This window comes from Rhizobium sp. BK418, from assembly GCF_004341105.1.
Lineage (GTDB): Bacteria > Pseudomonadota > Alphaproteobacteria > Rhizobiales > Rhizobiaceae > Rhizobium.
Genome location: NZ_SLZK01000011.1, coordinates 1 through 26,396 on the forward strand (window position 1 = coordinate 1; position 26,396 = coordinate 26,396).

Here is a 26,396-nt window from a genome sequence, read left to right on the forward strand (position 1 = left end):
TGGAAATTGCCGTTGCCAAGGCTGCCAAGCCGGCAAGCCTGGCACCGGTGGCCGCACTAACACCTAGAAAATGTCTGCGCGCGGCATTGCGCGGCTGATTCTGTTCTTTCGGGTAAGACATCCTGACGCTCCTTTGAAATGGTCTCGGCGCGCCCACCAAGCCACGCGTGTGGTTTCCCCAAAAGACAGAATATTACGTCAGCGAGAACTGGCCTCGGACCAAGGTCTTACGCCTAGATTATCAAAAAGCTTAATGAGGGTTGTCCCGTTGTTTAACGCGGTGCCGTTCGTCGCCCCGACCTAAGGTGCGCTCTCGCAACGCTTCGAACGTCTTTGGTCCGCTTGCTTCTGAGATAGCATCGTTTGGTTCCATTTTCAGCTCAGACGACATAAATGGCAGAGCTCGACAGCGCGGCCGACCCAATGCGTTCGCCGCGGGAAATTGTTGCACTCCAATCGCGGACGGCGAACCTCCTAATGGTGGTCGGTAGTAAGATTAGGAAAGAGGCAGGCGACTTGCCGTCGCCTCCAGCGGTTCGAAAGACGCTTTCACGTTCGAAATCGTCCCTGAAATTCGCTTTGCCCATGAAGCCTTCTTTACGTCAAACCAAGGAAAAGAAGCCCTCTGCAAATCTAGGGGTGATTCAATGGGAACATCGGGGAGACGCCATAGTTCAGGCGCGCATGGTCAACGACATAAAAGAGCTGATAGAGCAACTGCGTGACCCTGCGCGGGTTTATCCAATTCCGGGCGATTCGGCGGCCGCCGACAAGATTGCGACACTTTTGGAAAATGCTGCCATTGTCGGGAAGGCACCCTTGAGCACCGTGGACGTTCTTAAAGACACGGCGGTCAGATTGCTCGGCCGATCTCACCTTCTCAGTTGATTGCTATTGTCCATGGTCAAAGCTCGATTTGGAAAAACCTTCCTTTGCGATCTTGTGCACGAGACGAAACAGCGCCGCGTCGATATTAGGGCCATCAAGGACGGTAGGATCATCTGAGATCATTCGAAGCGCACGTTCCGCAAGACGAGCGGCGTCTGCATCCGACTTGACGTAGCGGCGCGTAAGTCTGTTCAGAGTGGAAATAGTCGTCGAGTGGGATTGCCGGAGCACATTGCACCCTTTCCTGTTCGGTCAGCGGGTGCACGTATAAACACTCGGCCATCAGCGCCAACGGTTCAGAACTGCTGATGATGGGCCAAGAGTACGCATTTTTACTGGGCGAGTCTATGCGATAGGGTAATTATCGGCGCGTTCGATAGCGAAAACACCAACTGAGGCCGACGACGGCCTCGACAAGAACCGAAAAGGGTGGTTCCCGGTCCCAGGGAAAAACACCCCTTTCGTGCGGACACTGGAGTTGTCAGCAAAACAGCAAATAGCGGACTGAAAGGGGGCTGCAATCGGACCAAAGTCCCGCGCCTTCTCGGAGAGTGCACGCGACGAATAGCCCCCAGGTGGGGCAGGCGCCGTGCGGAATGAAATGACCATTGGCGGAATGGAGGAAGCATCGAACCTCCTGTCCAGCGTTCCCAGGACGTATCCATGTGCCGTCTCGCGCGGCCTTATGCTCGCGGCCGTGCACGGGCCCAACCGCCTGCAGATCTCGATCCGGCCGGTTTGCGCGTGAACGAGCCCTCTGCTGCGGCTGCTCCGTATGGAGAGCCAGGCAGGCGGCGATTGCCGCGGGGTCATGGACCGGCTGCGGGCCTATACGCAGGCATTCTGCCAGCGGTTGCTGCAATCCTAACGCGCAAAATTTCGGCGCCATACGTTGCCGCGGCGCAATCTTCATCGACATAGGGTTGGGCCCGGTGGGCATGATCGATTTCAGGAGACGATGGCGTGTGGATACGTGTCTGTTCATGCGGGCTATCGGCATTAGACGATCGACCGCTGCGCTGAGAAGAATATAAAAACGATGTCGCAACCACCACGCCGTCTCCAGACGCTGATACGTCGGTTCCGACGAAGGGTGATTTGCCCACTTGAGACGAGGCCGGGATTCGCGTGGGAACTGTCTCGGCGCATGGCAGTTTGTGTGCGACGCGTCCGCAGCAGCGGAACCCGCACGGAGAATATGCCATCGTGACAGAAGCCGACCTCAAGAGATCACCCGCCTCCCAGAGCAAGAAGAGCGGTCTCGGGAGAATCCTGGGCCGAGGCATCATATCCGGCGCTGCGGACGACGATCCCTCCGCAATCGGCACCTATGCCAGCGCCGGCGCGCAATTCGGACCCGCCATTTTATGGACGGCACCCGTCACGCTGCCGATGATGTTTACAGTGGTATATCTATCATCGAAACTCGGTCAGGTCTCTGGTCGCGGTCTCTTTCATGCGATCCGGGATTTTTATCCAAGGTGGCTGTTATGGTCTGTTCTTTTCGGCGTGGTCATCGGAAACACGATCGAGGCAGCTGCCAATCTCGGAGGCATGGCGGCGGCGATCAACATCTTGGTGCCGGTTCCCATACCGCTTATCGTAGTGGCCGTCGCCGCCATTCTTCTCGTTATCCAGGTTTTCGGCTCCTATGACTTGATCCGCCGCATCTTCAGATGGCTGGCCTTGACGCTGCTGGCCTATGCCGGCGCAGCGGTTCTCTCAAAGCCTGACTTCCTCGCAACATTTAAGGGATCATTTGTTCCAACGGTCGAATTCAACAAGGAGTTCCTCGCCATTGTTGCCGCTATCATCGGCACGACACTGTCTGCGTACCTCTACACATGGCAATCCAATGAGGAGGTTGAAGAAGAGATCGCCGAGGGCAAGGCAACTGTTGAAGAACGAAAGGGGGCGAGCGATGACGATCTTCAAAAATCGAGCCGCGAAATCCTCGTCGGCATGACATTTTCCAATCTGATCATGTACTTCATCATCCTTGCGACCGGCTCGACCCTGCATGCGAACGGCCAGACCGAGATCGGAACAGCCGCACAGGCGGCCGAAGCCTTGAAACCTATTGCTGGCGACGCTGCCGGGTATTTGTTTGCGGCTGGAATCGTCTCCGTCGGTTTTCTGGCCGTGCCGGTGATGACGACGGGGGCTGCTTACGATCTCGCGCAGTCTTTCGGGATCAAAGGCAGCCTCAATGCGAAGGCTGGGCGGGCGCCGATGTTCTACATCATCATCGGACTTGTCACGCTCATTGCGGTCGCGCTGAACTTTTTGGGCTTCAACCCAATGAGAGCTCTCGTATGGTCGGGCATCGTGCAGGGCTTTTCGACGCCGCCGCTGCTTTTCTTGATCCTGCTGATGACCAACAACCGGCAGATCATGGGCGACAAGGTGAATTCCAGGGCCATGAACGTACTGGGCTGTGTAACGGCAGCAGTTATTTTTGCTGCAAGTGCCGGGCTCGTCGTCACCTGGTTCCTCTAATCTGTCTGCTGACACTGCGTTCCCGTGCAGGCGCTGCTCGCGGCTTGTGGTTCTTTGGCTAACCATTTTCGAGGAAGCGAATGAGCGGCTAGCGGCAGCGAGATTTCACGATTGGATGCGTAGCTCTCACCTCTGCTGGAACTGGTTTCATCCCCACGTCGAGTGCGACCCCAGCAATGGATGGTGATTTTACTGAGAATGCAGCTGGTCCGCTTCAGGTGGATATTCCCCCCCAAGCTGTCAATCAAAACCAATAGCTGATGCTTGAAAGGGACCGGTCGAAGGTCGATCCCCTTCACCTGTCAGATTGTTTGAGAGGATAGGCGACCTGCCGTGGCGAGCGCCTCGCACGCGCGTCTGGAGGTATGTCGCTGAATGACGGCCTGAGTTGTTGCTCCGGCCGTCGGGATCTCGATAGACGGTCGCTGGGTCTCGTCATGTTCTCCGTCTCGGCGCCTAAGTTCTTTCACGGCCGGATGTCGATGATCGTCTTGCCTGTTCGCCGTTCAATCGGGTTGAATGCCGCAATGGCATTGTCGAGTGTTGAGACATTGCCGATGTTCGTCCTCAGGCGTCCATCACGTATCCGCTGGACGATCTCACGCAATTGGGCACGATCCGTCTCGACGACGAAGTCGATCGCCAAGCCATCGACCGGTCGCGCTTCGGCCGGACCAACGATGGAAATCAGCGTTCCTCCGGTTCGTACCAGCGCGGCTGAACGCTTCTGAATGTCGCCGCCGATGACATCAAGCACCAGATCGACACCGCGCACATCTTCCAGTCTATCGTTATCGAGGTCCAGAAATTCCTGCGCGCCAAAGTCGAGCGACTTCTGACGGTCATGAGCGCGGCCGGTACCGATGACATAGGCTCCGAATTCGCGGGCGAGCTGCGTCGCAATCGCACCGACCGCACCGGCGGCACCATGCACAATAACGCTTTGGCCTGCCTGGAGGCGGCCATGCTGAAACAGTCCTTGCCATGCCGTCAGACCCGAAATCGGCAGGCTTGCTCCGACTGTGAAGTCGACGTCACCCGGGAGCGGGGCAAGATTGCGTGCCTCGACAGCCGCATATTCCGCCAGAGTGCCGTCGCGATACCAGTCGGTAAGGCCGAATACCCGCTGCCCCACCGACAGACCGCTCGTGCCATAGCCGAGAGCGGTAATCACTCCGGCGAACTCATGGCCGGGAATCGACGGTGCCCGCTTGCGACCGACGCGATCGGTCCAGGTGGAGGGCCAGGTCAGTTCGGTCGGCACGAAGCCCGACGCGTGGACCTCAACGATGACGTCGTTAATCGCCGCCTGCGGCTCGGGCCGCACTTCGACGGTCATGCCTGCCGTTCCTTTGGCTTCATCAGTGGCTACGATCGCTTTCATGATCATGATCTCCTAATATTTGTTGCATAGACGCGGTTTTTCTTCTCGCGCTGGCAGTTACGGGTTCCTTGCCTCCCGATGGCACTTATTACGGCTTACGATGTGATGCTGACGGCATCTGCTTGGGTCTCTTTGGAGCTGCCTCATAACGGCAGTCCAACACCTCCCCGACCCTTATTGGCGCGGGGGCGGGGGGCGTTTCATTGTCAAAAGCTCGACCACATCTTGCAGATCATCTTCAGACGAGATGCCAAGAGTGAGCCATTTCCCGTCGACGTAGGTTTTGGCTTCGTCGTAGAGCTTGACCAGTTGCGGACGCCAGACATAACGCCGCTCCTCGAACCTCTCGCGTTCTGCTCGGCCCATCACCACGAGGGCTGAAAGGAGCCGGTATTCCGGCACCAAAGTGGTGAATGCCCGGGTCTTCTTGTAGCGCAGGGACCAACCCCGGTTCTTGCCGCCGTAGAGCCAGTCGGGCACGAAAACCCCCGGGTAGAATTCGTCGATCCAGTCGCGCAGCTTGGTCCAATGTCCGAATGCCTCGGGTCCGATCCATTCGTGGACAGCGGCGTCATCGGGAGGCCCGGATCTTTCGATCATCCTGTCGCCTTTCTGGGGAAGTTTAGCTGTATGTTGAATCATCTGAAACCTCTTGTTCATCTTCGGGCTGCGCCGACGGGTGGAGATGGCGATGCCAGGAACTCTGGGTCCTCAACATGCTCCTGGCGACAGCTGCCGGAGCGAGGGGTGGTCTCGATACCAACTGCCCGCGCGTGAGGGCGCTGCGAGCTGATCTTGGGTTTTCCGCAGGTGATCCACGGCGGTGAGGTCGAGAGAGGCGAGGCCCTTGTCCCTCGCTGACGACGCCTGGCTCCAGTCGAGGAACGCAGTGCCTTCAAGCGGGAGAAATTGCTGGGTCTTCAGCCCGATGGATTTGAGCGCAACTGACAGATAGGGCGTCAGAAAGTCCGGTTGGTTGGCTCGCTTGCCGGTGAAAAAGCCCCCAGACGTCACGCCGATGAACACCGGACGGTCCCGGAGCATTCCGACCTTGCCAGCAGGCGTTGACGTCATGGTGCGGCCGACGCGCAGAATTTGGTCGATCCATGCCTTGAGGACCGATGGAATGCTCAAGTTGTGCATGGGCGTCCCGATGACGATTGCATCCGCCGCCTCGACTTCCCGGATAAGCAATTCTGAAAGATCCAGGGAACCGACCGGCGGGGCGGCCAAAGTTGCCGGCGACGCCAACGCGGCAGCGTAAAGGGCCGTGGTCTGGGGGAGGGGTTCCGATCCCAAGTCACGCCTGGTGACGTCAGCGCCTGGCGCGACCTGAAGAAGCCTTTCGACGATCGCCGCCGAAAGCTGCCGGCTGTGCGACTGTTGACGCGGGCTGCTATCGATATGGAGAATGTTCATGGGATTGATCCAACAGCTTCATGAGGTTGCGATAATTGCGGACTCAGATCGCGCCGGCCGGAGCAACGGCGGGAAAGTCCTTGTCGGGATCGAAGACGTTGTTGAAGAAGTTCGTCAGTGAGTACATGGCTACCAGGGCGACGATCTCCATGACGTTCGCATCGGTGTAACCGGCATCGCGGACGGCTTTCAGATCGGCGTCGCTGACCTGCCCTCGGGTCACGATGACCTTGCGCGCAAACTGGACGGCAGCATCGCGCTTCGGATCGTTTGCATGCCCTTTTCGGGCGAGGATGATGTCGTCCGCCGGCAGTTTGGCCATATGTTCGGCGGTAAAGCTGTGAACCGTCAGGCAATAATTACAGCCGTTCACTTCGGAGACGGCAAGCCCGATGCTGTCGCGGGTCTTGACGTCTAGCGTTTTGCTCAGTGAGCCGAGCAGGGCAGCCCATGCGTTGAAAGCGATGGGGCTTTGCGCGAAGGCTGCCATCATGTTCGGGGTGAACCCGATGTTTTTGGTGAAAGCGTCGAGGGTCTGCTTGGATGCGGCCGGTATCTCTTCCGGCGTCAGAACGCGGGTTCTGGCCATGATAGTCTCCATGAATGTTGATCAGGTCGAGGGTTATGCGAAGGACAGGACGTCGGCGAGGGGAAGGCGCGGCTTTTGCGGCCAGTTGCCGGCCCGCTCCGGTCCCACGGTCAAGAGCATGACCGGGATCTCGTCTTCAGCCAGCCCGAATTCGCGATGCACGGCCTCTGCGTCAAAGCCGATCATCGGCGTCGAACCAAAGCCCAGCGAGCGAGCTGCATAGATGATCGCTGCGGTACCGAAGGTCGCCGAGCGTACCGCCTCGTCACGCTGTCGCTGGGGCTGATTGTCATAGAGGCTGCGCGCGGGAGCCTCCCATTCCGGCACCAGGTGCGCCGGCATGATCCCTGCTTCCACCACCGGCGCCAAACGAGCGGGCACGGTGCTGGCATCTGCAAACCGACCGACGATGATGAAGGTGACGGCGGCTTCGGTGATCGCCGGCTGGTTCCAGGCGATCGGACGCAGGCGGGCCTTTGCCTCCGGCGTCCGGACGGCGATAAAGCGCCAGTTCTGCAGGTGGAAGGAGGTGGGCGCCGAAGTGCCGATGCGCACCAGGTCCCGGATCTGGTCATCGCTCAGTGTGGCGGAAGTGTCGTAATATTTGGCGGCACTACGGCTCAGAATTGTTTCGATGACGGGGTTCGTCGGCGTCAATTCGTGGTGTGTGTTGCTGATGTAGTTCATTGGGTGGCTCCCTCATCAAGTGATTACGGAGCCGATATTACGGCCAGTGCTGATGATTTCGAGACTGGATTTCCTCAAACTGCTGCTCGAAAGGATCAACCATTCGAGCCCATCCTACGGAGCGCGTATCTAGCCCGATTGCGCGAGCCGGCGCCATTCCCCTGGCGTCATCCCCATTCTCTCGGCAAACACACGTCGGAACGCCGAGACGGACTGATAGCCGACCGTTTCGGCGATGGCCTCCGTGCTGATCCCCGACTTTTTCAGCTCGTTGGCCGCCAGGCTCATGCGCAAATCAGTCAACAGGTCGAGGGCCGAGCAACCGAGCCTGTCCTGGAAGTGGCGCATGAACGTGGCACGCGACATGCCGCACAGGTCCGCCAGACCGGGCAGTTTCCATGGCTTGGCCGGATCGGCGAGCATGGCCGTAATGGCCGGAGCCAGTCGCGGGTGGCCGGCGAGGGCCAGCAGGCCTGCGGGGGCCTTCTCGGATTCACTGGCCGCGCGTAACACCAGCGTGAACAGCGCTGAGGAAAGCGCATTGAGCACGGCGCGTCCTCCCGGCCGATCGCCTGCGGCCTCCATTCGCATCAGGCCCACGAGACTGGCCAATTGGTTGGTTGCGGATGCGGCACCGTCTTTGCCGTGGCCAGCTCGGGCAACGAGATTCAGCGGCAAATAGGTACGGATCAGTCGATCATGAGGAGGTGCGATGAAAAATCGGCCACATAAGAGGTCGAGCTGCTCACCGTTGCTGTCGTTCTCGCTCAGCATCCAACCGGCAGAAGCCTGCCGCTGCTGAGTGGGAACCGGCGTTTGTCCGCTACCGTCATGCAGCACATGCGCCGCGCCATGCGGTAGCAGCACGATATCACCGCTCCCCAACTCCCGCGTTGTCCTTGCCTCCGGATCTTCAAAAATGGCCCGGCCCCTGACGATGACGTGGTAGGGGATTTCGTTCGCAGCAGCTCGGTTCCACATAATCCGCCATGGCGCGCCGTAAGCGCAGCGGACCTCGAGCTGGCCGGTCACCGTAATGATTTGCAGAAGATGGCTTAGCCAGTCGAGTTCAGACATAGGACACGCAGATTCTTGTGTTCAAACTCCTATACTACTTCCACAGTGGATGTCAGCGGGGTGGCCCGCGCCACGCCACGGCTGATCTGCGCGCCGCAACGGTCGCGCCGGCTCGCCTGAAGGAACAGGTCCTTTCGTTCTGCGGCTGCCGAGGCCGTCAACACAGAAACAGGTGCTGCGGCGCGCTCACAGCCCGACCCTCATCCGTCGGTCCAGCTTCGTCTATGGCCCTTGTGGCCTTGCCATATATGTCGATTCCGACAATGACCCGAAACCGCTCGATGCTTGAGTTTCTTGTGAGAGGGCAGGCTCCGGCGAGATGTAGGGGGAACCAGTTGCCGAAGGTCTGTCACACTCGGTCGGAGAGAGCAGCTTGGCCGCTTCCAGAAGCAGACGTCCCCAGCGGCAAGGCAGGACCATTCGATTGCTCCCGCAAGTCCGCCGTTGCCTACCCGCAGGTTCCCACCTGAAAACCGACGCTGGTAGTGCAATGGAATGAGTTTCAGGAATACTCAGTCAACGACCGCCGACGAAGAAGTTACAACAATAGCGGTCGCAATTTCCTTGCCTTCACGGCGATAACTGTGCGCAACGCTAGAGTCGAAATATATGGCGTCCCCCCCATCCAGCACGGCCTCCTTGCCATCCACTTTGACTGTAAGCCGACCGCTGAGGACGTAGATGAACTCGGCGCTGCCATGTCGATGCGGCTCCGAGGGCGGCCCATCGACCGGGAACTCGGCGTAGAATGCCTCCATGCGGCGGCCAGAAGCGGGATAGTCGAGGCTTTCGAACAGATAGGGCGGGTGCTTTTCGCCCGGCCGGCTTGGAAGTTTGAGACGCTGTTCTTTTCGGACGATCGCGATGAGCGGCTCCTCCTTCTCGGCACTGAAGAAGTGATCGAGGCCGACGCCGAACACCATGGCGATCCGAAGCAGCGTGGGCAGCGTTGGAAACATCTGCCCGCGCTCGATCTTCGACAGCATCGCAGGCGAGAGCCCGGTGTGTTGGGCCAACTGCACCAGCCCCAGCTTCTTCCTCAGACGCAGCGCCTTGATACGGGGGCCGATCGCGTAGCGCTGCAACTCGTTAGACAGCGTGTCGGAGAGCACGTCGCAAACTCCTTTTCATGTCGAGAAACTATCACGAGCACACTTCTCTTCACAAGAGAATTATCATTCTTCTCACGAAAATTTGAGTAGAAAGAAAACTAGTTATCTCCATATGAAATACCGCGTGCATCTCGTACCGTCACACAGAGAGGAGAAATGCCATGAAAATGAAAGGCCTTTTACTGGCTGCGGCAATCGCCCTTTGCAGCAGCGTCAGCGCGTTTGGCGCGGAGAAGGACGTCGTCGACACCGCTTTGCAGGCGGGTCAATTCAAGACGCTAACCACCGCGCTCGAAGCGGCGGGCCTGGTCGCCACTCTCAAAGGCCCGGGTCCCTTCACGGTCTTTGCGCCGACCGATCAAGCCTTCGCCAAGTTGCCCGCTGGTACGGTCGAAACTCTTTTGAAGCCGGAGAACAGACAAAAGCTCACCGATATCCTCACCTACCACGTCGTTGCGGGGAAGGTGATGGCCGCGGATGTTGCGGGGATCGATGAAGCGAAGTCGGTGAATGGCAAAATGATCGACATCAAAGTCGACGGCTCCACGGTCAAGGTAGACGATGCCACCGTCATTGCTGCCGACGTTGCTGCCTCGAACGGGGTTATCCACGTCATCGACCAGGTGATGATGCCGCCTGAACACTGAGCCCTAGTCCGCGATCTGGAGAAGAACCATGAAGTTCATCAACATTTTCACGCTCGTCCTCGTGATCATCGGCGGCCTGAACTGGGGGCTGGTCGGACTATTTGGCTTCGACCTCGTGGCCGCCATCTTCGGGGCTGGCTCGGCGTTCGCCAGGATCATTTACATCCTGGTCGGGCTATCGGCGGGATGGCAGATCGTCCCCCTGTTTTCTGCAATGGGCTCCGGCGGGTTCGCTGCGAGCCAGAACCGATAGGGCCTTCGAAGGGAACCGCCTGTTTCGCCGGCGGTTCCCTCGATCGTTTGGCGGATGGATATGCATTCCCTCCTCGTGCTGGTCGCCTTCGAGGTCGCAAGCTTTACTGCGGCAGCTACCGGCGTGATGTTCAGACCAGGCGACTGGTACAAGCAGCTCGACAAGCCAAGGTGGCGCCCGCCCGACTGGCTGTTTGCACCGGTCTGGACAGTTCTTTATGCGTTGATCGGGCTCTCGGGCTGGCTCGTATGGCTTGAGGCGGGCATTGCCGATGGAGCACTGCCTCTCGGCATCTATGGAGTCCAGCTTCTGCTCAATGCCGCATGGTCGCCGATCTTTTTTGCACTTCACCGGCCGGGGCTGGCAGCGGTAGAGATCATCGTGCTTTGGGCTGCGATCCTGACGACGATAATCATGTTCTTCCCCGTGACTGCGGCCGCCGCCTTGCTGCTTTTGCCTTACCTCGCCTGGGTGAGCTTCGCGACGGCACTCAACCTTTCCATCTGGCGGCGGTACCGCCCGCAACTACGATCGCAGGGTGTCCGATGAGAGCCCGGTGGATCATCGTGAACGATCGAATGCAGCAAGGCTACCGGTACGCTCTCGTTGCGCCCATGGGCCGCGACTTTCATCCCGATTTCCGGCCAGACTTGACACCGGCCGAGATGCTCGCGCTCGGCGTGTTCGGTGGCAAGTACATGACCGATTGCCGGGAAGAATTTCCTAAGAGCTGGTTTGCAGAGGCCCGCCTGTCGTCGCTGCGAAAAGACCCGTCACTTAATTGGTTCGGTATCGACGCCAGCCAACCGCTCAGCGTCTGGCGAGCCAAGGGATGGATATACCCCGACGATCCGCGTGGCTGGTTCCAGTGGTACTGCCGCTACTACCACGGGCGTCGCATTCCTGGCGAGGACGAGAGACAAATCGCCCGTTGGAAAGCCATTCGCCGCCATATCTCGCAGGTTCGCCGGGCCTGCAGGCCTGGGGACTGCTGGTGCCGGCCGCGTCAGCGCCAGGCTCTGCTGCATTGGGCATATGACAGCCGTTCAATTTGACCCTTATGCCGCTGCTGTGCTGAAGCGGCGCCAATCGTCAGCCAGGGCATCAGATCGGAAATTCGTTTCGATCCAGAGGATGTGGCGGCGCGTGCCGGTGCGGGATCGAGGTCGCTCTCTCCGACTTGTCATTCCGGCGGCGCGAACTTGAACAGCGAAAACGAATCGTCGGTCCAACCCTGATGAAACCAGGGCGAATCCTGAATATGTGATGCCGTGATGTACATGGTGCCATCTGGTCCTTGAGCGAACGTATCAGGCCAGCGTAGTCGACTGTCCTGAAGCAGAGGGGTGACTTTCCCGTCCGGCCCAAGGATCTTCACGCCGTCGTTTTCCATAGTGCTTAGAAAGATGCGGTTCTTGTCGTCTATCCACAATCCGTCGGTCGGCTCGGTGTCGGCATACTTCTCGGGTTTCGCCGCAGATGGATCCTGGGATGCTTTCTGCAATGCCTCGGTTGAAATGCGATACATCGTATTTCCGGTGAGCGCTTTCCAATAGAGCGTCTTGCCATCCTTCGAAAGCGCAATGCTGTCGGCGTTGAACTGCGGTTGACGGCCGTCGGGTCGGCGAAGTGGTTCGCCATCGACATGGACGACCACTCCTTTTTCGAACTGGGTGGAGGGATCGTCACTCAGAACCCGCCACGCCTTTCCAGAGTTCAGGTCGAGAACAACCAAACCGCCCGGCGAGCCGGAATCGGTGAAATAGGCAAACGCCCCATCTGGAGCGATGCGCACATCGTTGAGGTAGCTAGCCGGACCGGCGACATCGGGTCCGACTGGGTAAACGCGTTTGACAGCGTTGGTCTTCAAGTCGATCTGCACCAGTTTCGGGCCGTCCTTGACCGTCTTTTCGCTGTTGGGCGCTGCCGGGTCGACGACCCACAGCGAACCTCTGCCATCGGCAACAACGCTTTGCACGGTGACGAAGTGATCCTTCGGAGAAAGTTCCGACATCTTAGCGTTTCGCCACGCATTCCACTCGTCGTTCGGATAGGGCCTGATTGAACCATCCGTCATCACTTCAGCAACGGAGACTGGAACGTCTTCAGACCAGCGGGGGAAGTTGACGAAGATCCTCCCATCCTCCGAAACGGTAACCCCTGTGACCTGATGCTCGAACATAGCGACCTTCTGCAATCGGTCATCGGTCTTTCCGGCGACAGGAGCTACCAGTTCCTTCGCCTTGTTTGTCAGCCTTTCTATGGTCTGGGCATGGGCGGGCGGCGCTGACAAAACGACAGCAGCAGCTGCGGCCGACAGAGAGCTCATTCGAAAGTATGTTTTGGGCATAGCTCCGCTCCGGATCGTTGCCGCCCTTGAACCTCGCCCGCGTTTGAAAGTTCCCGCGTCCGGAAAATGAAATCTCTCCCGATCGACGATCGCAGATCTCGACACTTTATTCCCCGCCGCATCTGCTTTTCTGCTTGAACGATCGAAACATCTCATTCGCGCCGTCAGGAGCTCAGCTTTTCCGTCTCCTGCATCAGAGGCTTTGATCGTTCGCTATCTGGCGCCAGGTAGCCCACCGGGCGGGCTTGATTGGTAGAAGTCCATTTCGAAGCCTGTAGGTATAACGGGTGCGCCTTCCTTCTTGGGCTTTTCGGCGATCATGGCTTCCGTGGTTGCCGGAAGGCCGACAAAAGAGACGCGTCCTGCAGAGCTGCGCGCACCACCTTTGCCGGATCGAAGGCGCCCTGAGCACTAGAGATTGCCGTATTCGCCGGTTCCAGCCATAGGAAACGTCAGTCATCTCGCGCACTTGTCGGCGACATCTCGCCGGCTTGAAAATTTCTCAACTCGGTTCTTGAATCCGGAAATCTGAAAACCAAATCGATTTTCGCCAGCCGCTGATGACGGGGCTGGCCTTTACTGGGAGCGCCGCTTTCGGCACTTGCGTACCCATGTTGCTTCAAGGAGGATATGGCTATGGCAACATCTCATGACTACACGCCCTCCGCTCGAGCATCGGCTTCGACCGCGTCTTCAATCTTCTTGAGAACGCTCAGCGGGCTCGCTCGATCAGCGAACGATATACGCCGTACTTGCGGCGCCCGGTAATATTACGGGTTGGGAAGGAGAGAGCGATGAAACCCGACATGTTCAAACGGCCGGTGTCTATCCTTGTCGGCCTTGGCTTTCCAGCTGAGGTCGGCGGTGTTATGGACGCGTATCGATACCTTTCAGAATGGCCTGCCTCGTTGAGGGATGCCGCACACTCAATCGCGCTGAAGGCTTGTGGCGCGGCATTGCGCGGCGAGGTGGAAGCGGAGACCGCGCGTGGCTTGTTCGCCGCCTTTGCCGAAAAGCACGATTTACTTGCGCCAAAGATGGGCCCCGGCGTTGCCGCCCACTTTCGGCGGGACAGAGATCCGCACGTCCGGTAAGCAGGCCAGACATGCACGAGATGTTGCGGCAGGCTGCCAGCGATGCGGTGGCAATGGGTCCGGCGATCTTGCTCCAAGGGTTGCATGTCGCGCACCCGCTAGACGTGGTCAACGCTTCTGCACTTTATCCTGACGACCGACGAACCATCCTCGCGGCGTGGATATCGGACGTCTACGCCGTCGGATCAAATCCGGCGTTACGTTACATGCCCGGCACAAGTAAACCGGTAACCGTAGATGAAATTGACTCAGCACTGACAGAGCTTGATCGACGTTTCGGCGCCTAGGTGCCCTCTTCTGGCAAGAATTCGGCGCTTTTCAGGGGAACGAACAGGTCACCGGTTGACACCTTTTTAAGAGCGGTAGTGCGAAAACGTTGACAAGCGCATGCGATGGAAGCCGAATGGCGTCATCCGTCCGGGTACGCGATTGAATGGACCGGGCAGACTCCAGGCCTTGAAAACACAGTTTCTCGCGGGACAGGTTCAAGTCGATTCGCTTCGCTCTTCAAGTGCCTGGCGTTGGTCACTCGCTAGCAGATCCCAAAGCATGCCATCATCTCACCAACTCAGATGATCGTTGTCATCGGGCATTTGTGGCAGGCAAGCTCTCCTTAAATGCCTGCGTGCCCTTCATCATTTCGGCAAGAAGATAGCTGCGGCTCGCCAGAGGATGATAGCTTATCGTTCTTGGCAGATTTTGCGCCGCTCAGCAGGAGCCCGGCAACCGACGCGATGATCATGACTGCGCCGACAAGTATGAGCGATGTTGGTCGTTCGCCGAGAAAAGCCCAGCCGAGGGCAACGGCGATGATCGGATTTACGAAGGTGTAGGTGGCGACCAGGGCAGGAGCAACCCGTTTTAGGAGCCATATGTAGGCGGAAAAGGCGATTACCGTGCCGATGAAGGTGAGGTAGGCCCAGCCCCCAAGTGAGACGGCGGAGATCTCCGTCCATTTCAGCGTTCCCAATTCGCCGGAGACTGCGCTGATGGCGAGCAATGCAACGCCGCCGGCGAGCAATTCGAGGCCTGCCAGGGCTGTCGAGGCAAATTCGGAGGAATAACGCTCCGACAGAATGGTACCGACTGCCCAAGACAAGGACGCTCCCAGCAGGAGAATCACGTCCACGGGATGCATCGTATTCCCGCCGGAAGTGACTTCCTGCCATGCAATGAGTGCGACACCCGCGACGCCGGGAACCAGAAGCGCACCGGCCACGCCGGTTGGGCGTTTCCCTCCCGGAATAAGGAACTGCAAAAGTGCGATCCAGAGCGGGATTGTTGCCAGCAGCAGTGCTGCCACACCTGAAGGAACCCGCTGTTGCGCTTCCGCCAGGACACCGTGACACCCGACAAAAAAGAGAAGTCCGCACATGATCGCAATGGAGCACATCTTGGTCGATGGCAGTGCCGCGCCTCGCATTCTCGCATAGCCGTACAGGATCGTGCCGCCGACAAGGCAGCGCGCGGACATCAGAAGAAACGGGGGCAGGGTTTGCAGCCCAAGCGCCAAAGCGAGATAGGTCGAACCCCAAATGAGATAAATCGCTGCAAACGCCGCAGCGATGGCGATGTATGGTCTTGAAAGTGTCATGGCCGACTATAACCTCTTAGAGGGTTATAAACACAACCAGGATCGGGATATTAGGTTCCATGAGCACGCGCATGAATTCCAAAGCGAAAGCGGGAGGCCCCAAAGAGGATCTGGCTATAAGCTTTGTGAACACAGCAGCTTGGCGCCTGCGCGCGGCTCGGGAAGAGCGGCTTCCGGACGCGCACGCATTTCTGCGCTGGATGGCCGCCAATGTGACTGGAGATAGCCAGCATCTTGAGGCAATCCGCGAACGCTGGCATCGCATTCCAGATGAGGCCGACAGCCTCTACGAGACGATCATCGCGCTGCGTGAGGCGATTTATGAAGTGCTCGTCGCGCGCTTGGCCAATCGTCCTGCGCCAGTCGCTGCGTTCGATTTTTTTAACGGACTTCTGGCTCGATCCGCTGATGGAATAAGACTTAAAGGGGAAGCGGGCGAAATCATCTGGAGTATCGATGGGGCCAGTGACATCGATCTGCTGAGACCCGTCATCACCTCGGCTGCGGCTCTCATGACGGGCCCGAAGGCGCATCGAGTGCGGCAATGCCAGGATGAGCGCGGCTGCGGATGGCTGTTCATCGACGAAAGCAGGGCTTTGAACAGACGGTGGTGTTCGATGGGAGACTGCGGAAATCGAGCGAAGGCGCGACGGCATTACTTGCGATCACGTGCTGATTAGCGCAACCAGGACCTCTTCCGGCTTTCATCCTACGTCGACCGCGCGTTCGACCAGATCCCTGAACTACGATGTGCAGCGCGTCCTGGGAACGCAGGAAGCGATCGGGATCTTTTTCATGGGAGAGGTCGGCGTTAAGGTACTCACCCCGTAAGATTGGAGAACGACGCGGCGTCAACCGGGGCCAGTTGCACTGCCATCTGAATTGACCCTCATCGTCGCCTCCTATTCGCGCGAAGAAGAGGACAGGTTGGACGGGAGGTCAGATCCTCACTTGTGAGGGCGCAGACCTCCCGTAGAGGTAAGGAGGATGGGACCGCACGCTTGAACAGGGGAGATTGAGGGGCACACTTCAATCGCGCGATCCCGACGTCTCAACCGACAGCATGTCCGTTTGTTCCCACCATCTTTGACCGGTGTTGGATTTTGGAGCATTTGCTGATGTAGTGGCGAGATGGCAAAGCCGCCAACGTCAAAACGCTCCTGCAGGATGACAAGCGCTCCGCCGACAAGCGCGCAAGCCGCGAGATCCTTCACAGCCAAAACTTCCCATCCGGCACGCATTGACTGTGGCTTGCGGTGCTGAAGCCAAAGCCGCCCAGAGGGCCGCAACCGGTTTCGAGGTGAAGTGGGATGGCTGCCCGATCCGTACACAGAGCCGAAGGGCATTCGCATTCAGACGCGCGGCGGCCACGATTGGAGGCACGGTTTCCCGCAGCTGCAGCGCGGCCACTGGGATCCTCGATGGCAAGGCCGTGATCGTCGACGAGCGAGGGCGCTCGGATTCTTAGCTGCTGCAACAATCGTTCGGCGGCGGCGCGTCCGTGATGATAGCTTTCGACCTTCTGTATCCGACGGTCACGACCTTAAGAACACTGAGCTTTCGACGCGCTGGCAGTTCTCGCTCAAGGCCGTTCCGCAGGCGCACACCCGCAAGATGTTATGATCGTCGGCGATCGGCGCCTCTTGGGCGGTGTGCCAGCACATCGTGTCCGTCCTCCGCGTTACCTTTCGATGATCATCTAGCCATTTTTAGTCTCCTCTGAACAAAAAAAGGCCGCCCTATCGGCGGCCCTGATCGCATCGTAGCCTCAGGCGACCTTCTGACCCTTGGCATTCGCCTGCGCCTGCGCAAGCTGTGTCAGCTTCTTGTCGGTCGCTTCTTCTTCGGCCAGGTTGGCCTTCAGCAATGGAACGGCGTCCTGCAGGCCGAGCTGGTTTGCCCAGGCGATCAACGTGCCGTAGCGCGCAATCTCATAGTGTTCGACGGCCTGCGCTGAGGAAATAAGGCCAGCATCGAGTGCTGGCGAGCCCTTGAACTCCTCCATGATTTCCTCGCCTTCGGCGATGATTCCTTGGATTGCCTCGCAGGTCTTGCCGCGTGCCGGCTTGCCCAGCAGCTCGAACACCTGCTCTAGGCGCTCAATCTGGCCCTGGGTCTCGTCGCGGTGCTGAATGAAGCCAGCTTTGCCCTCCTCGGATTGGGCTGCACGCGCCATTTTCGGCAGAGCCTTCAGGATCTGCTTTTCGGCGAAATAGATGTCCTTGAGAGTATCGATAAACAGGTCATCGAGGGTCTTCGCAGTTGCCATGAGGGCTCCTCCTGTTGAATGTGTTGATGGTGCTCGTCGCACGAAAGCCTGTCTCAACGCGGGCGATACGACAATGTTCCCGTCCGAAGGCGGACCGAAACGAGTTCGCCCGCGCATTCCACCTTGTTGTGGGGAGTGGACGGATCGCAGCTTCATCATGCTCTGGGTTTGGCGCTGAGACTTGAAGTCATTTCGTCCCTTCCTTCATCGAAGCCAGCAACTGTCCAGGGCGTCGCTACAGGAGGAGCGCTTGACGAGGTAGTTTATTGCCTGGGTTCGGAGATGATCTGACTATTGTGCGTAAAGCTAACTGCGCAACTGGAGGTCTGCGGGGCCGCCTCGGCGGCGCTAATCTTGCGCAGGATTTTTTTCTTTACCCTCCAAACCGGAAGGACTCCTGGAGTGAGCGCGCCTGCAAGCGCCGGGGCTCCTTCAAACGGGTGCACGATCTTGCCTCTCTTCCCGAATATTCTCATGGCATGGACTCCTTATCGGATGACCAACGTCGCCGTACCCTTGCAGTTCCGCTTGCCACGGACGCGCCGACAGCAGCATCGTCGTCTTCTCCATCGAGCACCTGTCTGGCACAACAAGAGGGCCCTCTACCGCAACGTTCGCTCCTGCCAGGAGACTCTCGAATGTTGGGATAGCGATGCTGTGCAGAACGGCCGGTCCGCGGTCGCGGAGTTCGGCTATCCTCCGCGGTCTTGGGCCGCTGACCGTCAGCCCTGATCACAGATAAAACATTTCGCAAGCCGCAGCGCCTTAGGTCGGCTGGTCGTCAGTTTGACTCTCGCCGGGGGGCCTTTCTCTGGTTGCCAGCGTAGCGGAAGCCGGCAGGCCTTTAGCATCGCGACTGCCACGCGTCCTCGCGGAATTGCTCGGTGTTGTCTGGGATCGGCGTGCTCGAGCGTATTGCAACACAGGCTCGCCATCGAGTCCGAGACCACAAGCCGCTATCGCGCCTCGTCGTCGGAAATTTCTTCCAGCGTAACACCGGCAAGCTCTTCATTCAGTTTGGCGATATCGCCAAGCGACAGGATTCCTGTGATCATCCCTTCATCACTGAACACCAGAAGCCGGCGCATCTGAAGCTCTGACATCCTGTCGGCCGCTTCGCGAAGTTCCGTACTTTCCAGGCAGCTTTCAATCCCACTTGTCATGATCGTCGAAATCGGGCAGCCGACATCGATGCTTTCCGCAACGGCACGCACGACGATATCCCTATCGGTCACGATGCCAACGACGTCGCCTTCAATGACAGGAATGATGCCGGTATCGATCTCGGACATGAGCCGGGCGACGTCTCGGATGCTCGCATCGGGCGCAACGGTAACTACCTGTCTTGTCATTACATCCTTCACCAGCATGCTCATCTCCTTTTTACACTCAAGCCAAACTTGCGCGCTGGCCTCGAGGTTCCACGAAGTTGCAGGTTCGATGCGCCAAGCCAGCCGGGCGCACGGTCGCGCGCTCGTTCCGGTTCAAGACGAGTTTGTTCCTGTGATCGGATTGCCGGCCTTCCTCGCCGTAGTCTCAGGCGCCACGTCAATGGCGGAATCCATGCCCTGCGTTGGGCTGCCAATCGTGGCTGACCGACGTGGCAGCAGCGAAGATGAGCGAAAGCTGTTCCTTTCAACTGCGATGCAACCGGGATCGAGCCTGTTGGTCCGGATGCGAGGAACAATGCGGTCGAAACGACGTTCCGTGCCAATCGAAAAGGAGACGCGTATGCCCGCCACCGATCTGTCGGCAAAGCCTGTCGAAGAGATTGCATCGCAGCTTTCGGCTATGAGCATCGAGGAGGTTTTCGCGATGATGCGCCAGCTGGAGATTGCCAGCGAGGAAGCGGACGTTGCCGGCCGCGACCAAGTTCTCTCGCGCATCGCGCTGGTTGAGGAGGAAATCGAACGCCGTTTTCCGGGACAGGTCCTCGCCCCTTATCGAGACTGGAAGAAAAACCATCCGCTCCTACAGATTTAATTGGGCGTTTCGGCAGCAACCACAGGAGGCTAGATTGAGCAGTTCTGACCGGACGACCGATCACAAGACGATTCGTGCCTGGGTCGAGGCGCGAAAAGGACGCCCCTCGGTTATCCGCACCAAAGGCAAGGGCGGGCTACTCCGTATCGACTTCGGCGAGAAGGAAGAATCCTTCGAGGAGATCGACTGGGACGAGTTCTTTCAGATTTTCGACGAAAACAAGCTGGAGTTTCTTTACCAGGAGGAGACGAAAGACGGCGAGATGAGCCGGTTTGCCAAATTCGTCGAGCGAAGCTAGGCCTGTTCTTTCATTCAACTGTGTGGTGAGTATGACAATCGACGATCAGCAAAGACAGATTGCCGAGCGGCTCGGCGTGTCGAACGAGTTTGACCCGGCCACAGAGGCACGCCGTCGCAGGCAATTTCTCGCCGATTATACCCGCGCGACATCCTCTCGGGCGTTGGTGCTCGGGATCAGCGGAGGCGTCGATTCCCTCACAGCGGGCCTGCTTGCCCAGCAAGCTGCAGCCGATCTTCGCGCGCATGGTTACCAAGCGTATTTCATTGCCGTGCGCCTTCCCTACGGCAGGCAAGCGGACGAAGATGATGCCCAAAGGTCACTTCAGGTGATCGCACCGGACCGGGTCGTAACCGTCGACATCAAGCCAGCTGCCGATGCCATGCTCGATGCCATCACGCGCGATGGGGCCGACCTCATGGTGCAAAGCCGGCTTGACTTCCACCTCGGAAATATCAAGGCCCGCCAGCGTATGATCGCACAATATGCGCTCGCCGGCACGACGCGCGGACTTGTCATCGGCACGGACCACGCGGCCGAAGCCGTCATGGGTTTTTTTACAAAATTTGGTGACGGGGCCGCGGACATTGTGCCGCTGGCCGGCCTGACGAAACGGCGCGTGCGGGCAATCGCTACCCATCTCGGTGCACCGGACGATCTGGTATTCAAGATTCCGACCGCTGACCTCGAGACCGATGCTCCGCTGCGACCAGACGAAGACGTCTATGGCGTGACCTACAGTGAGATTGATGATTTTCTCGAAGGCCAGCCCGTCTCAGAGGCCGCCTTCGAGACAATTCTTTCAACCTATCGTGCAAGCGAACACAAGCGCCAGCTTCCCCATTCGCCCGACTCGCTGTGAGGCCTGCGGCCAGCGGCAAGGCAGGACCTGTCGGCCCTGTCCCAGGCTGCTGGCGAAGGTGTGGGGCCAACCAGGCGCTGCCGGGAAGGTCTCATGATCTAGGAGCGAGCGAGGACACCGCTGCTCGCGCGTCGTCGATCGTCCGTAACGACGCGGACGATCCGCGTGGCTTTGGTCCGCTAGCGTACAGCCGTGCATCGTTCTTGCTCATGAAGCGTTTGGTGCTCACTAGCCCAGGAGCGCCTTTCAATGATTGACGATACGCCACGCCACCCGTCCACATCACTTGAGCGACGGAGGGAGGCGTTCGAAGAGATAGCTCGGGCTGCGCGAAACGCGCTTGACGAGGAGCGCAGTCGACGCAACGAGAAGAACGCCCGGCTGAAAGCGGGCCGGCAGCAGGCGCAAACGCAAAGCTCGAGACCGTGAGCATGCCGGCTGGAGATGGAGTGGAACCTCGACACGAGCACCCGCACTCGACGGGGTGGCAGGCGAGGGCATGCCGGACCAGAAGCAGAGGCGGCGCCCGCATGACGCGACGCCTGATCAAGAGAGCGGACAGCGTGGCCATCTTCTTTAAACGTACTTCTTTGGTCAGCGCGTTGGCGTGTCCACGTCTTCAACAGGAAACCTTCGCGGCTTACCCCGGCGCATCGCCACAAAAGGTGATATCTTGCGAACGACCGATTTGACCGGAGGCGTCCCGGGCGGGCCCGACGCGGATCTGCAAAAGCCTTCACGTCTGCCTGCCGCCTTCGTCGCCGATCGCCTTCTGGTCGCGATGGGGCAATGCGGACACGGCCTTGTCTATGTTGCATTGAGCGAAGGCGGGGCGCGCGCAATCGTTGATGCGGTCCGTTGTCTCGATCCACGGCTTGCCGCGATCCTTCTCCCACCCTGGGACTGCCTGCCCTTCGACCGTGTGCCGCCCTCACGCCAGTCGATGGGGCGCAGAATGGAGGCGCTGTGGCAGTGGGCCCATAGCGAAGGATCGAGATTGTTGGTGACCTCACTCGATGCAATGCTCCAGCGTGTACCGCCCGCCGCGGTCATAGCGGCCAATCGATGCCGGTTGCGGGTGGGCGAGCCATTGGAGCGCATCGCGTTCGAGCATTACCTGCAGACAACGGGCTACATCGAAGACAGTGTTGTCGATGATCATGGCGAATACAGTATTCGCGGTGACGTGATCGACATCTTTCCTGCCGGCGGCGATGCGCCGATCCGCATCTTGCTCTCCGCCAAGGGCGCGATCGCGGAATTGCGCATCTATGATGCGCTAACGCAAAGGACGCGGGAGACCCTGGATACGGTCTCGTTTGGACCAGCCTCCGAAGCGATTCTTTCTGGCGAGCTTTCTGATGGCCCTGACAGCGAGCAGCCGCCCTCGCAGGACATGGAACGGCACCTGTTGAGTCTCTACGGCAGCCTTCAGACCGTGTTCGAGGCGATCGGCGACGTACCGATGATATTTGCGTCTGGATCTGATGCGAGGGCCGAAAGTTATCACGCCATCATAGATGACGCCAGGCAAGCCCATCGCGCCTTACGCGGCGGTCTGCAGGTTGAAGGGCACTCCCTCTATCTCGACCGCAAGGAATGGCAGGCGGCAAGGCATGGACAGGCTTCGTTGGCTGTGGATTTTGCCGGCGGCGAGCCCGTGCCCATGTTTTACGAAAGCCCGCAGCCACGTCGAGCCTTTGCCGATTTTGTCAAATCCGCACTTGGCGAGCGCAGAAAGCTGGTGCTGGCGGGGCGGGGTGAGGTGTTCGATAACGTCTGCAAGCGCGTTGAACGGATGAGCAATGTCGGCGCCGAGCCCGTCTTTCGGTGGTCCTCCGTCAAGGACGCCGCACCAGGAGCGCTGCTGACGTTTTCGAGTGACTTGCATGAGGGTTTCTTCTGCGCGGCGCATAATCTCGTCGTCCTCGGGCTTGGCGATATCGTCGGTCCTCGCTCGGATGGGGGTACACAGCAGGCGCTTGCGGCGCCTGATCTGCAAATCGGCGACGCGGTCGTTCACGAGGATCATGGGATCGGGATCTTGCGCGATCTTGAAAGCCTTGAAATTGACGGAATGGTCCAGGACGCAGTCCGGCTCGAATATCATGATGGGGCATCGGTCCTCGTTCCGATGGAGGATTTCGACAAGATTTGGCGATATGGGGGAGAACCGGACGCCGCGCCGCTCGACCGTCTGCACACGGAGGCATGGGCGAAGCGCCGAAAGGCGATCTTGCGCGACATTGCCCTCGCCGCGCGTCACCTTCGCCGTCTTGCCAAGCAAAGACAGGAGACGAAAGCACGCCTGTTCGTGGCTCCGCGGTCCGCCTATCAGCGGTTCGTGGCTCGGTTTCCTTATTCATTGACCCGCGATCAATCCGAAGCAATCGAGGCCGTAATGGCCGATCTCGCCTCGGGCAGGCAGATGAGCAGGCTCGTCTGTGGCGATGTCGGCTTCGGAAAGACCGAAATCGCCCTGAGGGCTGCAGCGGCGGTTGCGCTTTGCGGTTCGCAGGTTGCCATCATTGCTCCGACGACCGTGCTGGCGCGCCAACATTTCCAAACGTTTGAGCGTCGTTTCGAGCAGACGGATATCCGCATAGCTTTGTTGTCAAGACTGGTGACGGCAAAAGAGGGAGCAAAAATCAAGGAGGGGCTTGCAGATGGGAAAATCGACATTGTGGTTGCGACCCAGGCGATCTTGGCGCGAGCTCTCTCCTTCGCGGATCTCGCTTTGGTCGTAATCGACGAAGAGCAGCGCCTTGGAACGCGCGCCAAACAAAAAATCAAAAATCTTTCGCCGGCTCTGCACCGGCTTACCATGTCGGCAACGCCCATTCCGCGAACGTTACAGGCAGCCATGGCCGGTCTGCAGGATGTCAGCCTGCTGAACACCTCTCCGGCGCGTCGCAGGCCCGTCAGGACGTTTCTTGTTCCCTTTGATCCGGCGGCCGTTCGCGCGGCGCTTCTGCGCGAATATCGGCGGGGTGGTCAAAGTTTCGTCATCGTTCCCCGCATCGAGGATATTGATCATCTGGCGAAGGTTCTGCGCGAGATCGTTCCCGAAATGTCGGTCCGAACCGCGCATGGCAAGATGCGGACAGCAGCCCTTGATGGAGCCGTTGTTGATTTTGCAGATGGTGACGGCGACATTCTTCTTTCGACGAACATCATTGAGAATGGCCTTGATGTTCCACGAGCCAATACGATCCTCATTTGGCAAGCCGATCGCTTCGGTCTGTCTCAGTTGCATCAGCTGCGTGGTCGCGTTGGTCGAGGCCAGATGCAGGCGTTTGCCTACTTACTGACCAAACCGGAGCGCGAGCTGCCGGAGGAGGCACGCCTTCGCCTGTCGGCACTCATTGATAACGACAGGCTTGGCGCCGGGATTTCGATCAGCCTGCAGGACCTCGACATCCGCGGCGGCGGCGACATCACCGGCGAGGATCAGGCCGGCCACATGAGGGCCATTGGCGTTGGCCTCTATCAAAAATTGTTTGAAGACGCGCTCGATGGGGGATCGAGGAGTTTGTCTCGCCGACCACGATCCGTCTCCACTGTGCTCGGTGAGACTGGATCGATACCTGCCAGTTACGTCTGCGATCCGACTCTGCGCCTCAACCTCTACATCCGGCTGGCAAAAGCGACATCTGCCGCGCAGATCGAAGAACTTGGAGAGGAATTTGAGGATCGTTTCGGCGAGTTGCCGCAGGACGTGCTGACCCTGCTGCGGATCGCAAGGCTCAAGATCATCGCTCGCGAGCGTGGCATCTATAAGCTTGAGGCAGGTCCGAGCGGCTTGGCGATCAGATTTGCCGCCGGGACCGGGCCGGGGATTGTCAAAAAGTTGGCGCAGGGCAAGGATGCCGTACTCCAGGGGGATCGTCTTGTCTTTGCGAGGACGACTGCAACAGAGGATCAACGAATTGCATTCTTCGAAGATCTGTTGGGTGTGATGCGTGCTCGATGATGTCTGAATTCGACAACAACGCGGGACTGCTCGGCTGGAGGTCGTGATATGGAGATTGCAACAGGTATCGGCTACGCAGCGTCGGTGTGCTCGGTAGCGAGCTTCGTGCCGCAAGCGATCAAGATCGCGCGCACCCGCGACACCGGGGCGATTTCGACGAGAATGTATATTCTGACCGTGACTGGTTTTGGGTTGTGGACCGTGTTTGGTCTGCTACGGGATGAGCTGCCGATCATTCTTGCGAACGCGGCCTGCCTTTGCCTTTCGGCCTTCATTCTCGCTGTCAAACTGCATTCGCAGTTGAAGCTTTGATTGTATCGAGTATGGCGATGGCCGAGCACCACGTGGTCTATCGACAGAAGGGGCGTTTTGCAGCATGGCCCGCCAATTACGGAGCGTGGATATGGGACCGCGAGGTGCTCGCAGTTTTTGCGGTCGGATCCAAGGGCAGTCAGGGAAAGCTGCACGCGCGCGACAAGAACCGTCCCTTTCCACCGCTCCAGGCTCGCAGTCTGGACGGCGGTTGCACTTGGACGATCGAAGCCTTCGACGCCGTCATCCCGGGTGGTGAAAGCCTTTCTGCAGACGAACACCTTTCCCCGCGTCTGAAGACAAGAACGCATTTTCAAGGCCTCGCCTTGCCACCCCCACCGAGCCCGGTGAATTTTCTGGATCCCGAGACGATTGTCATGGCAGCCCGCACGGGCCTCGGCGGTGATGCGATCAGCTGGTTTTACGTCAGCCGCAATCGCGGAAAACGGTGGGAAGGCCCCTATGCATTCAGCGGCCTGATGAAGGAGGGCATTGCCGCGCGCACTGACATCGTCGCCCTGTCGGCCGAGAGAGCTCTGTTCATGCTCACGCGTGCCAAGGCTGATGGAACAGAGGGTGAGACTTGCTGCGCGCAAACCTGCGATGGAGCAAGAAGCTTCCGAGTGATCGGAACCCCGGTCGGCAATCCCGACGGCTATGCCATCATGCCCGCCAGCGCCATGCTTGCCGATGGGAGTATTCTGACGGTCTTGCGATGCGGTCGCAGCGTAGACGATCCTGGCTGGCTCGAAGCCTATCGCTCACCGGACGGCGGCCACACATGGCATCGGACCGGCACAGTCGTTGACAGCACCGGCAGGGGCGGCAATCCGCCCAGTCTGACGATGTCTGCCGAGGGGCGTCTGTTCCTGGTCTACGGCGTCAGGGCCAGGCCCTTCGGCGTGCGCCTGAAGACCAGTGCGGATGGCGGAGAAACATGGTCTTCGGAGCAAATCATCCGCAGCGATGGACACCTTCCCGATCTAGGCTACGTCCGATCGATGCTGCGCTCAGACGGAAAGCTGGTTTGTGTCTATTATTTCAACGAGGCGGGAGAGCGTTACATCGCCGCATCGATTGTCGACACCAATGGGCTTGTATAGGAG

The 26,396-nt window shown here is 58.9% G+C and carries 27 protein-coding genes and 1 pseudogene; 15 read left to right on the forward strand and 13 right to left on the reverse strand.

The features are described 5' to 3' along the window. Positions 1-393: 393 nt before the first annotated feature. Together EV281_RS28750 and EV281_RS28755 are read left to right on the forward strand one after the other, a co-directional pair. Complete coding sequence (locus tag EV281_RS28750; protein WP_132658074.1) at positions 394-888, forward strand: hypothetical protein; 495 nt, start codon at positions 394-396, stop codon at positions 886-888. A gap of 1,206 nt (positions 889-2,094) precedes the next feature. Next, on the forward strand, positions 2,095-3,387 hold the full coding sequence (locus EV281_RS28755; RefSeq protein WP_132658076.1) for an Nramp family divalent metal transporter: 1,293 nt from the start codon (positions 2,095-2,097) through the stop codon (positions 3,385-3,387). Positions 3,388-3,853: 466 nt separating this feature from the next. Here EV281_RS28755 and EV281_RS28760 read toward each other — a convergent pair whose 3' ends face one another. The 7 genes from EV281_RS28760 to EV281_RS28790 all read right to left on the reverse strand — a co-directional run bounded on the left by EV281_RS28760 (position 3,854) and on the right by EV281_RS28790 (position 9,655). Next, positions 3,854-4,771 (reverse strand): NADP-dependent oxidoreductase, encoded by a 918-nt coding sequence (locus EV281_RS28760; protein WP_132658078.1) that lies wholly within the window; start codon positions 4,769-4,771, stop codon positions 3,854-3,856. 174 nt (positions 4,772-4,945) lie between these two features. Further along, positions 4,946-5,413 carry a DUF3788 domain-containing protein gene (locus EV281_RS28765; protein WP_132658080.1) on the reverse strand — a complete coding sequence of 156 codons (468 nt, stop codon included), beginning with the start codon at positions 5,411-5,413 and terminating at the stop codon, positions 4,946-4,948. A 69-nt stretch (positions 5,414-5,482) separates the two neighbouring features. Then, positions 5,483-6,190, reverse strand: coding sequence for an NAD(P)H-dependent oxidoreductase (locus EV281_RS28770; RefSeq protein WP_132658082.1), 708 nt, complete (start codon positions 6,188-6,190; stop codon positions 5,483-5,485). Positions 6,191-6,233: 43 nt separating this feature from the next. Next, positions 6,234-6,779, reverse strand: a complete 546-nt coding sequence (locus EV281_RS28775) for a peroxidase-related enzyme (RefSeq protein WP_132658084.1) — start codon at positions 6,777-6,779, stop codon at positions 6,234-6,236. 33 nt (positions 6,780-6,812) lie between these two features. After that, positions 6,813-7,466 (reverse strand): nitroreductase family protein, encoded by a 654-nt coding sequence (locus EV281_RS28780; RefSeq protein WP_132658086.1) that lies wholly within the window; start codon positions 7,464-7,466, stop codon positions 6,813-6,815. A gap of 129 nt (positions 7,467-7,595) precedes the next feature. Continuing rightward, complete coding sequence (locus EV281_RS28785) at positions 7,596-8,543, reverse strand: AraC family transcriptional regulator (RefSeq protein WP_132658088.1); 948 nt, start codon at positions 8,541-8,543, stop codon at positions 7,596-7,598. Positions 8,544-9,055: 512 nt separating this feature from the next. Beyond that, positions 9,056-9,655: an XRE family transcriptional regulator gene (locus tag EV281_RS28790; protein WP_132658090.1), complete on the reverse strand. Its 600-nt coding sequence runs from the start codon at positions 9,653-9,655 to the stop codon at positions 9,056-9,058. A gap of 161 nt (positions 9,656-9,816) precedes the next feature. On the opposite strand from EV281_RS28790, the gene EV281_RS28795 reads away from it, so the two are divergent. From EV281_RS28795 to EV281_RS28810, 4 genes are read left to right on the forward strand one after another with little or no spacing between them, the layout of a single operon-like run. After that, entirely contained in the window at positions 9,817-10,302 is a 486-nt protein-coding gene (locus tag EV281_RS28795; RefSeq protein WP_132658092.1) for a fasciclin domain-containing protein, read from the forward strand. Positions 10,303-10,330: 28 nt separating this feature from the next. Next, positions 10,331-10,555 (forward strand): DUF378 domain-containing protein, encoded by a 225-nt coding sequence (locus EV281_RS28800; RefSeq protein WP_132658094.1) that lies wholly within the window; start codon positions 10,331-10,333, stop codon positions 10,553-10,555. Positions 10,556-10,615: 60 nt separating this feature from the next. Continuing rightward, positions 10,616-11,104 carry a TspO/MBR family protein gene (locus EV281_RS28805; protein ID WP_132658095.1) on the forward strand — a complete coding sequence of 163 codons (489 nt, stop codon included), beginning with the start codon at positions 10,616-10,618 and terminating at the stop codon, positions 11,102-11,104. After that, a complete protein-coding gene (locus EV281_RS28810) occupies positions 11,101-11,610 on the forward strand; it encodes a hypothetical protein (RefSeq protein ID WP_132658097.1) in 510 nt (169 codons plus the stop codon). The genes EV281_RS28805 and EV281_RS28810 overlap by 4 nt, the downstream gene beginning before the upstream one ends. Positions 11,611-11,738: 128 nt before the next feature. On the opposite strand, the gene EV281_RS28815 is transcribed toward EV281_RS28810, so the two are convergent. Both EV281_RS28815 and EV281_RS31920 read right to left on the reverse strand, forming a co-directional pair. Then, positions 11,739-12,884 (reverse strand): L-dopachrome tautomerase-related protein, encoded by a 1,146-nt coding sequence (locus tag EV281_RS28815; protein WP_132658296.1) that lies wholly within the window; start codon positions 12,882-12,884, stop codon positions 11,739-11,741. A gap of 234 nt (positions 12,885-13,118) precedes the next feature. Continuing rightward, positions 13,119-13,371 (reverse strand): annotated as a pseudogene (locus EV281_RS31920) (hypothetical protein); the annotation flags it as partial. A gap of 328 nt (positions 13,372-13,699) precedes the next feature. On the opposite strand from EV281_RS31920, the gene EV281_RS28825 reads away from it, so the two are divergent. Together EV281_RS28825 and EV281_RS28830 are read left to right on the forward strand one after the other, a co-directional pair. Then, positions 13,700-13,999, forward strand: coding sequence for a DUF982 domain-containing protein (locus EV281_RS28825; protein ID WP_132658099.1), 300 nt, complete (start codon positions 13,700-13,702; stop codon positions 13,997-13,999). An 11-nt stretch (positions 14,000-14,010) separates the two neighbouring features. Beyond that, a complete protein-coding gene (locus EV281_RS28830) occupies positions 14,011-14,286 on the forward strand; it encodes a hypothetical protein (protein WP_132658101.1) in 276 nt (91 codons plus the stop codon). A gap of 326 nt (positions 14,287-14,612) precedes the next feature. On the opposite strand, the gene EV281_RS28835 is transcribed toward EV281_RS28830, so the two are convergent. Continuing rightward, entirely contained in the window at positions 14,613-15,593 is a 981-nt protein-coding gene (locus EV281_RS28835; RefSeq protein ID WP_132658103.1) for an EamA family transporter, read from the reverse strand. A 59-nt stretch (positions 15,594-15,652) separates the two neighbouring features. On the opposite strand from EV281_RS28835, the gene EV281_RS28840 reads away from it, so the two are divergent. Beyond that, the gene (locus EV281_RS28840; protein ID WP_132658104.1) at positions 15,653-16,273 is read left to right on the forward strand and encodes a CGNR zinc finger domain-containing protein; all 621 of its coding nucleotides are present in this window, start codon (positions 15,653-15,655) and stop codon (positions 16,271-16,273) included. A gap of 1,088 nt (positions 16,274-17,361) precedes the next feature. On the opposite strand, the gene EV281_RS28845 is transcribed toward EV281_RS28840, so the two are convergent. Both EV281_RS28845 and EV281_RS28850 read right to left on the reverse strand, forming a co-directional pair. Continuing rightward, positions 17,362-17,862, reverse strand: a complete 501-nt coding sequence (locus tag EV281_RS28845; RefSeq protein ID WP_132658106.1) for a ferritin-like domain-containing protein — start codon at positions 17,860-17,862, stop codon at positions 17,362-17,364. A 956-nt stretch (positions 17,863-18,818) separates the two neighbouring features. Beyond that, a complete protein-coding gene (locus EV281_RS28850) occupies positions 18,819-19,232 on the reverse strand; it encodes a CBS domain-containing protein (protein ID WP_132658108.1) in 414 nt (137 codons plus the stop codon). 361 nt (positions 19,233-19,593) lie between these two features. On the opposite strand from EV281_RS28850, the gene EV281_RS28855 reads away from it, so the two are divergent. Genes EV281_RS28855 through nadE form a run of 3 tightly spaced genes read left to right on the forward strand, consistent with a single transcriptional unit; the run spans position 19,594 to position 21,005 of the window. Further along, complete coding sequence (locus EV281_RS28855) at positions 19,594-19,845, forward strand: hypothetical protein (protein ID WP_132658110.1); 252 nt, start codon at positions 19,594-19,596, stop codon at positions 19,843-19,845. 34 nt (positions 19,846-19,879) lie between these two features. Continuing rightward, positions 19,880-20,143 (forward strand): hypothetical protein, encoded by a 264-nt coding sequence (locus tag EV281_RS28860; protein ID WP_132658112.1) that lies wholly within the window; start codon positions 19,880-19,882, stop codon positions 20,141-20,143. 31 nt (positions 20,144-20,174) lie between these two features. After that, positions 20,175-21,005 carry an ammonia-dependent NAD(+) synthetase gene (gene nadE / locus EV281_RS28865; RefSeq protein WP_132658114.1) on the forward strand — a complete coding sequence of 277 codons (831 nt, stop codon included), beginning with the start codon at positions 20,175-20,177 and terminating at the stop codon, positions 21,003-21,005. Between the two features lie 1,009 nt (positions 21,006-22,014). Here the strand turns inward: nadE and EV281_RS31925 are convergent. Then, a complete protein-coding gene (locus EV281_RS31925; protein ID WP_245508403.1) occupies positions 22,015-22,167 on the reverse strand; it encodes a hypothetical protein in 153 nt (50 codons plus the stop codon). Between EV281_RS31925 and EV281_RS28870 the strand changes: the two genes are divergently transcribed. Genes EV281_RS28870 through EV281_RS28880 form a run of 3 tightly spaced genes read left to right on the forward strand, consistent with a single transcriptional unit; the run spans position 22,096 to position 26,393 of the window. Continuing rightward, complete coding sequence (locus tag EV281_RS28870) at positions 22,096-24,978, forward strand: DEAD/DEAH box helicase (protein ID WP_245508400.1); 2,883 nt, start codon at positions 22,096-22,098, stop codon at positions 24,976-24,978. The two genes, EV281_RS31925 and EV281_RS28870, sit on opposite strands and share 72 nt — an antisense overlap. Positions 24,979-25,026: 48 nt before the next feature. Then, positions 25,027-25,290, forward strand: coding sequence for a SemiSWEET transporter (locus tag EV281_RS28875; protein ID WP_132658116.1), 264 nt, complete (start codon positions 25,027-25,029; stop codon positions 25,288-25,290). 17 nt (positions 25,291-25,307) lie between these two features. Further along, positions 25,308-26,393 (forward strand): sialidase family protein, encoded by a 1,086-nt coding sequence (locus EV281_RS28880; protein ID WP_245508397.1) that lies wholly within the window; start codon positions 25,308-25,310, stop codon positions 26,391-26,393. The last annotated feature ends 3 nt before the right edge of the window (positions 26,394-26,396 follow it).

Excerpts from the sequence above, each read along its gene's own strand:
- EV281_RS28800 (WP_132658094.1), top strand. The coding sequence starts at position 10,331 with ATGAAGTTCATCAACATTTTCACGCTCGTCCTCGTGATCATCGGCGGC.
- EV281_RS28810 (WP_132658097.1), top strand. The coding sequence starts at position 11,101 with ATGAGAGCCCGGTGGATCATCGTGAACGATCGAATGCAGCAAGGCTAC.
- EV281_RS28840 (WP_132658104.1), top strand. The coding sequence starts at position 15,653 with ATGAGCACGCGCATGAATTCCAAAGCGAAAGCGGGAGGCCCCAAAGAG.
- EV281_RS28805 (WP_132658095.1), top strand. The coding sequence starts at position 10,616 with ATGCATTCCCTCCTCGTGCTGGTCGCCTTCGAGGTCGCAAGCTTTACT.
- nadE (WP_132658114.1), top strand. The coding sequence starts at position 20,175 with ATGACAATCGACGATCAGCAAAGACAGATTGCCGAGCGGCTCGGCGTG.
- EV281_RS28850 (WP_132658108.1), bottom strand. The coding sequence starts at position 19,232 with ATGCTGGTGAAGGATGTAATGACAAGACAGGTAGTTACCGTTGCGCCC.
- EV281_RS28795 (WP_132658092.1), top strand. The coding sequence starts at position 9,817 with ATGAAAATGAAAGGCCTTTTACTGGCTGCGGCAATCGCCCTTTGCAGC.
- EV281_RS28825 (WP_132658099.1), top strand. The coding sequence starts at position 13,700 with ATGAAACCCGACATGTTCAAACGGCCGGTGTCTATCCTTGTCGGCCTT.
- EV281_RS28880 (WP_245508397.1), top strand. The coding sequence starts at position 25,308 with ATGGCCGAGCACCACGTGGTCTATCGACAGAAGGGGCGTTTTGCAGCA.
- EV281_RS31925 (WP_245508403.1), bottom strand. The coding sequence starts at position 22,167 with ATGATCATCGACAACACTGTCTTCGATGTAGCCCGTTGTCTGCAGGTA.
- EV281_RS28785 (WP_132658088.1), bottom strand. The coding sequence starts at position 8,543 with ATGTCTGAACTCGACTGGCTAAGCCATCTTCTGCAAATCATTACGGTG.
- EV281_RS28780 (WP_132658086.1), bottom strand. The coding sequence starts at position 7,466 with ATGAACTACATCAGCAACACACACCACGAATTGACGCCGACGAACCCC.
- EV281_RS28855 (WP_132658110.1), top strand. The coding sequence starts at position 19,594 with ATGCCCGCCACCGATCTGTCGGCAAAGCCTGTCGAAGAGATTGCATCG.
- EV281_RS28845 (WP_132658106.1), bottom strand. The coding sequence starts at position 17,862 with ATGGCAACTGCGAAGACCCTCGATGACCTGTTTATCGATACTCTCAAG.
- EV281_RS28770 (WP_132658082.1), bottom strand. The coding sequence starts at position 6,190 with ATGAACATTCTCCATATCGATAGCAGCCCGCGTCAACAGTCGCACAGC.
- EV281_RS28835 (WP_132658103.1), bottom strand. The coding sequence starts at position 15,593 with ATGACACTTTCAAGACCATACATCGCCATCGCTGCGGCGTTTGCAGCG.
- EV281_RS28765 (WP_132658080.1), bottom strand. The coding sequence starts at position 5,413 with ATGATTCAACATACAGCTAAACTTCCCCAGAAAGGCGACAGGATGATC.
- EV281_RS28775 (WP_132658084.1), bottom strand. The coding sequence starts at position 6,779 with ATGGCCAGAACCCGCGTTCTGACGCCGGAAGAGATACCGGCCGCATCC.
- EV281_RS28875 (WP_132658116.1), top strand. The coding sequence starts at position 25,027 with ATGGAGATTGCAACAGGTATCGGCTACGCAGCGTCGGTGTGCTCGGTA.
- EV281_RS28830 (WP_132658101.1), top strand. The coding sequence starts at position 14,011 with ATGCACGAGATGTTGCGGCAGGCTGCCAGCGATGCGGTGGCAATGGGT.
- EV281_RS28760 (WP_132658078.1), bottom strand. The coding sequence starts at position 4,771 with ATGAAAGCGATCGTAGCCACTGATGAAGCCAAAGGAACGGCAGGCATG.
- EV281_RS28815 (WP_132658296.1), bottom strand. The coding sequence starts at position 12,884 with ATGAGCTCTCTGTCGGCCGCAGCTGCTGCTGTCGTTTTGTCAGCGCCG.
- EV281_RS28750 (WP_132658074.1), top strand. The coding sequence starts at position 394 with ATGGCAGAGCTCGACAGCGCGGCCGACCCAATGCGTTCGCCGCGGGAA.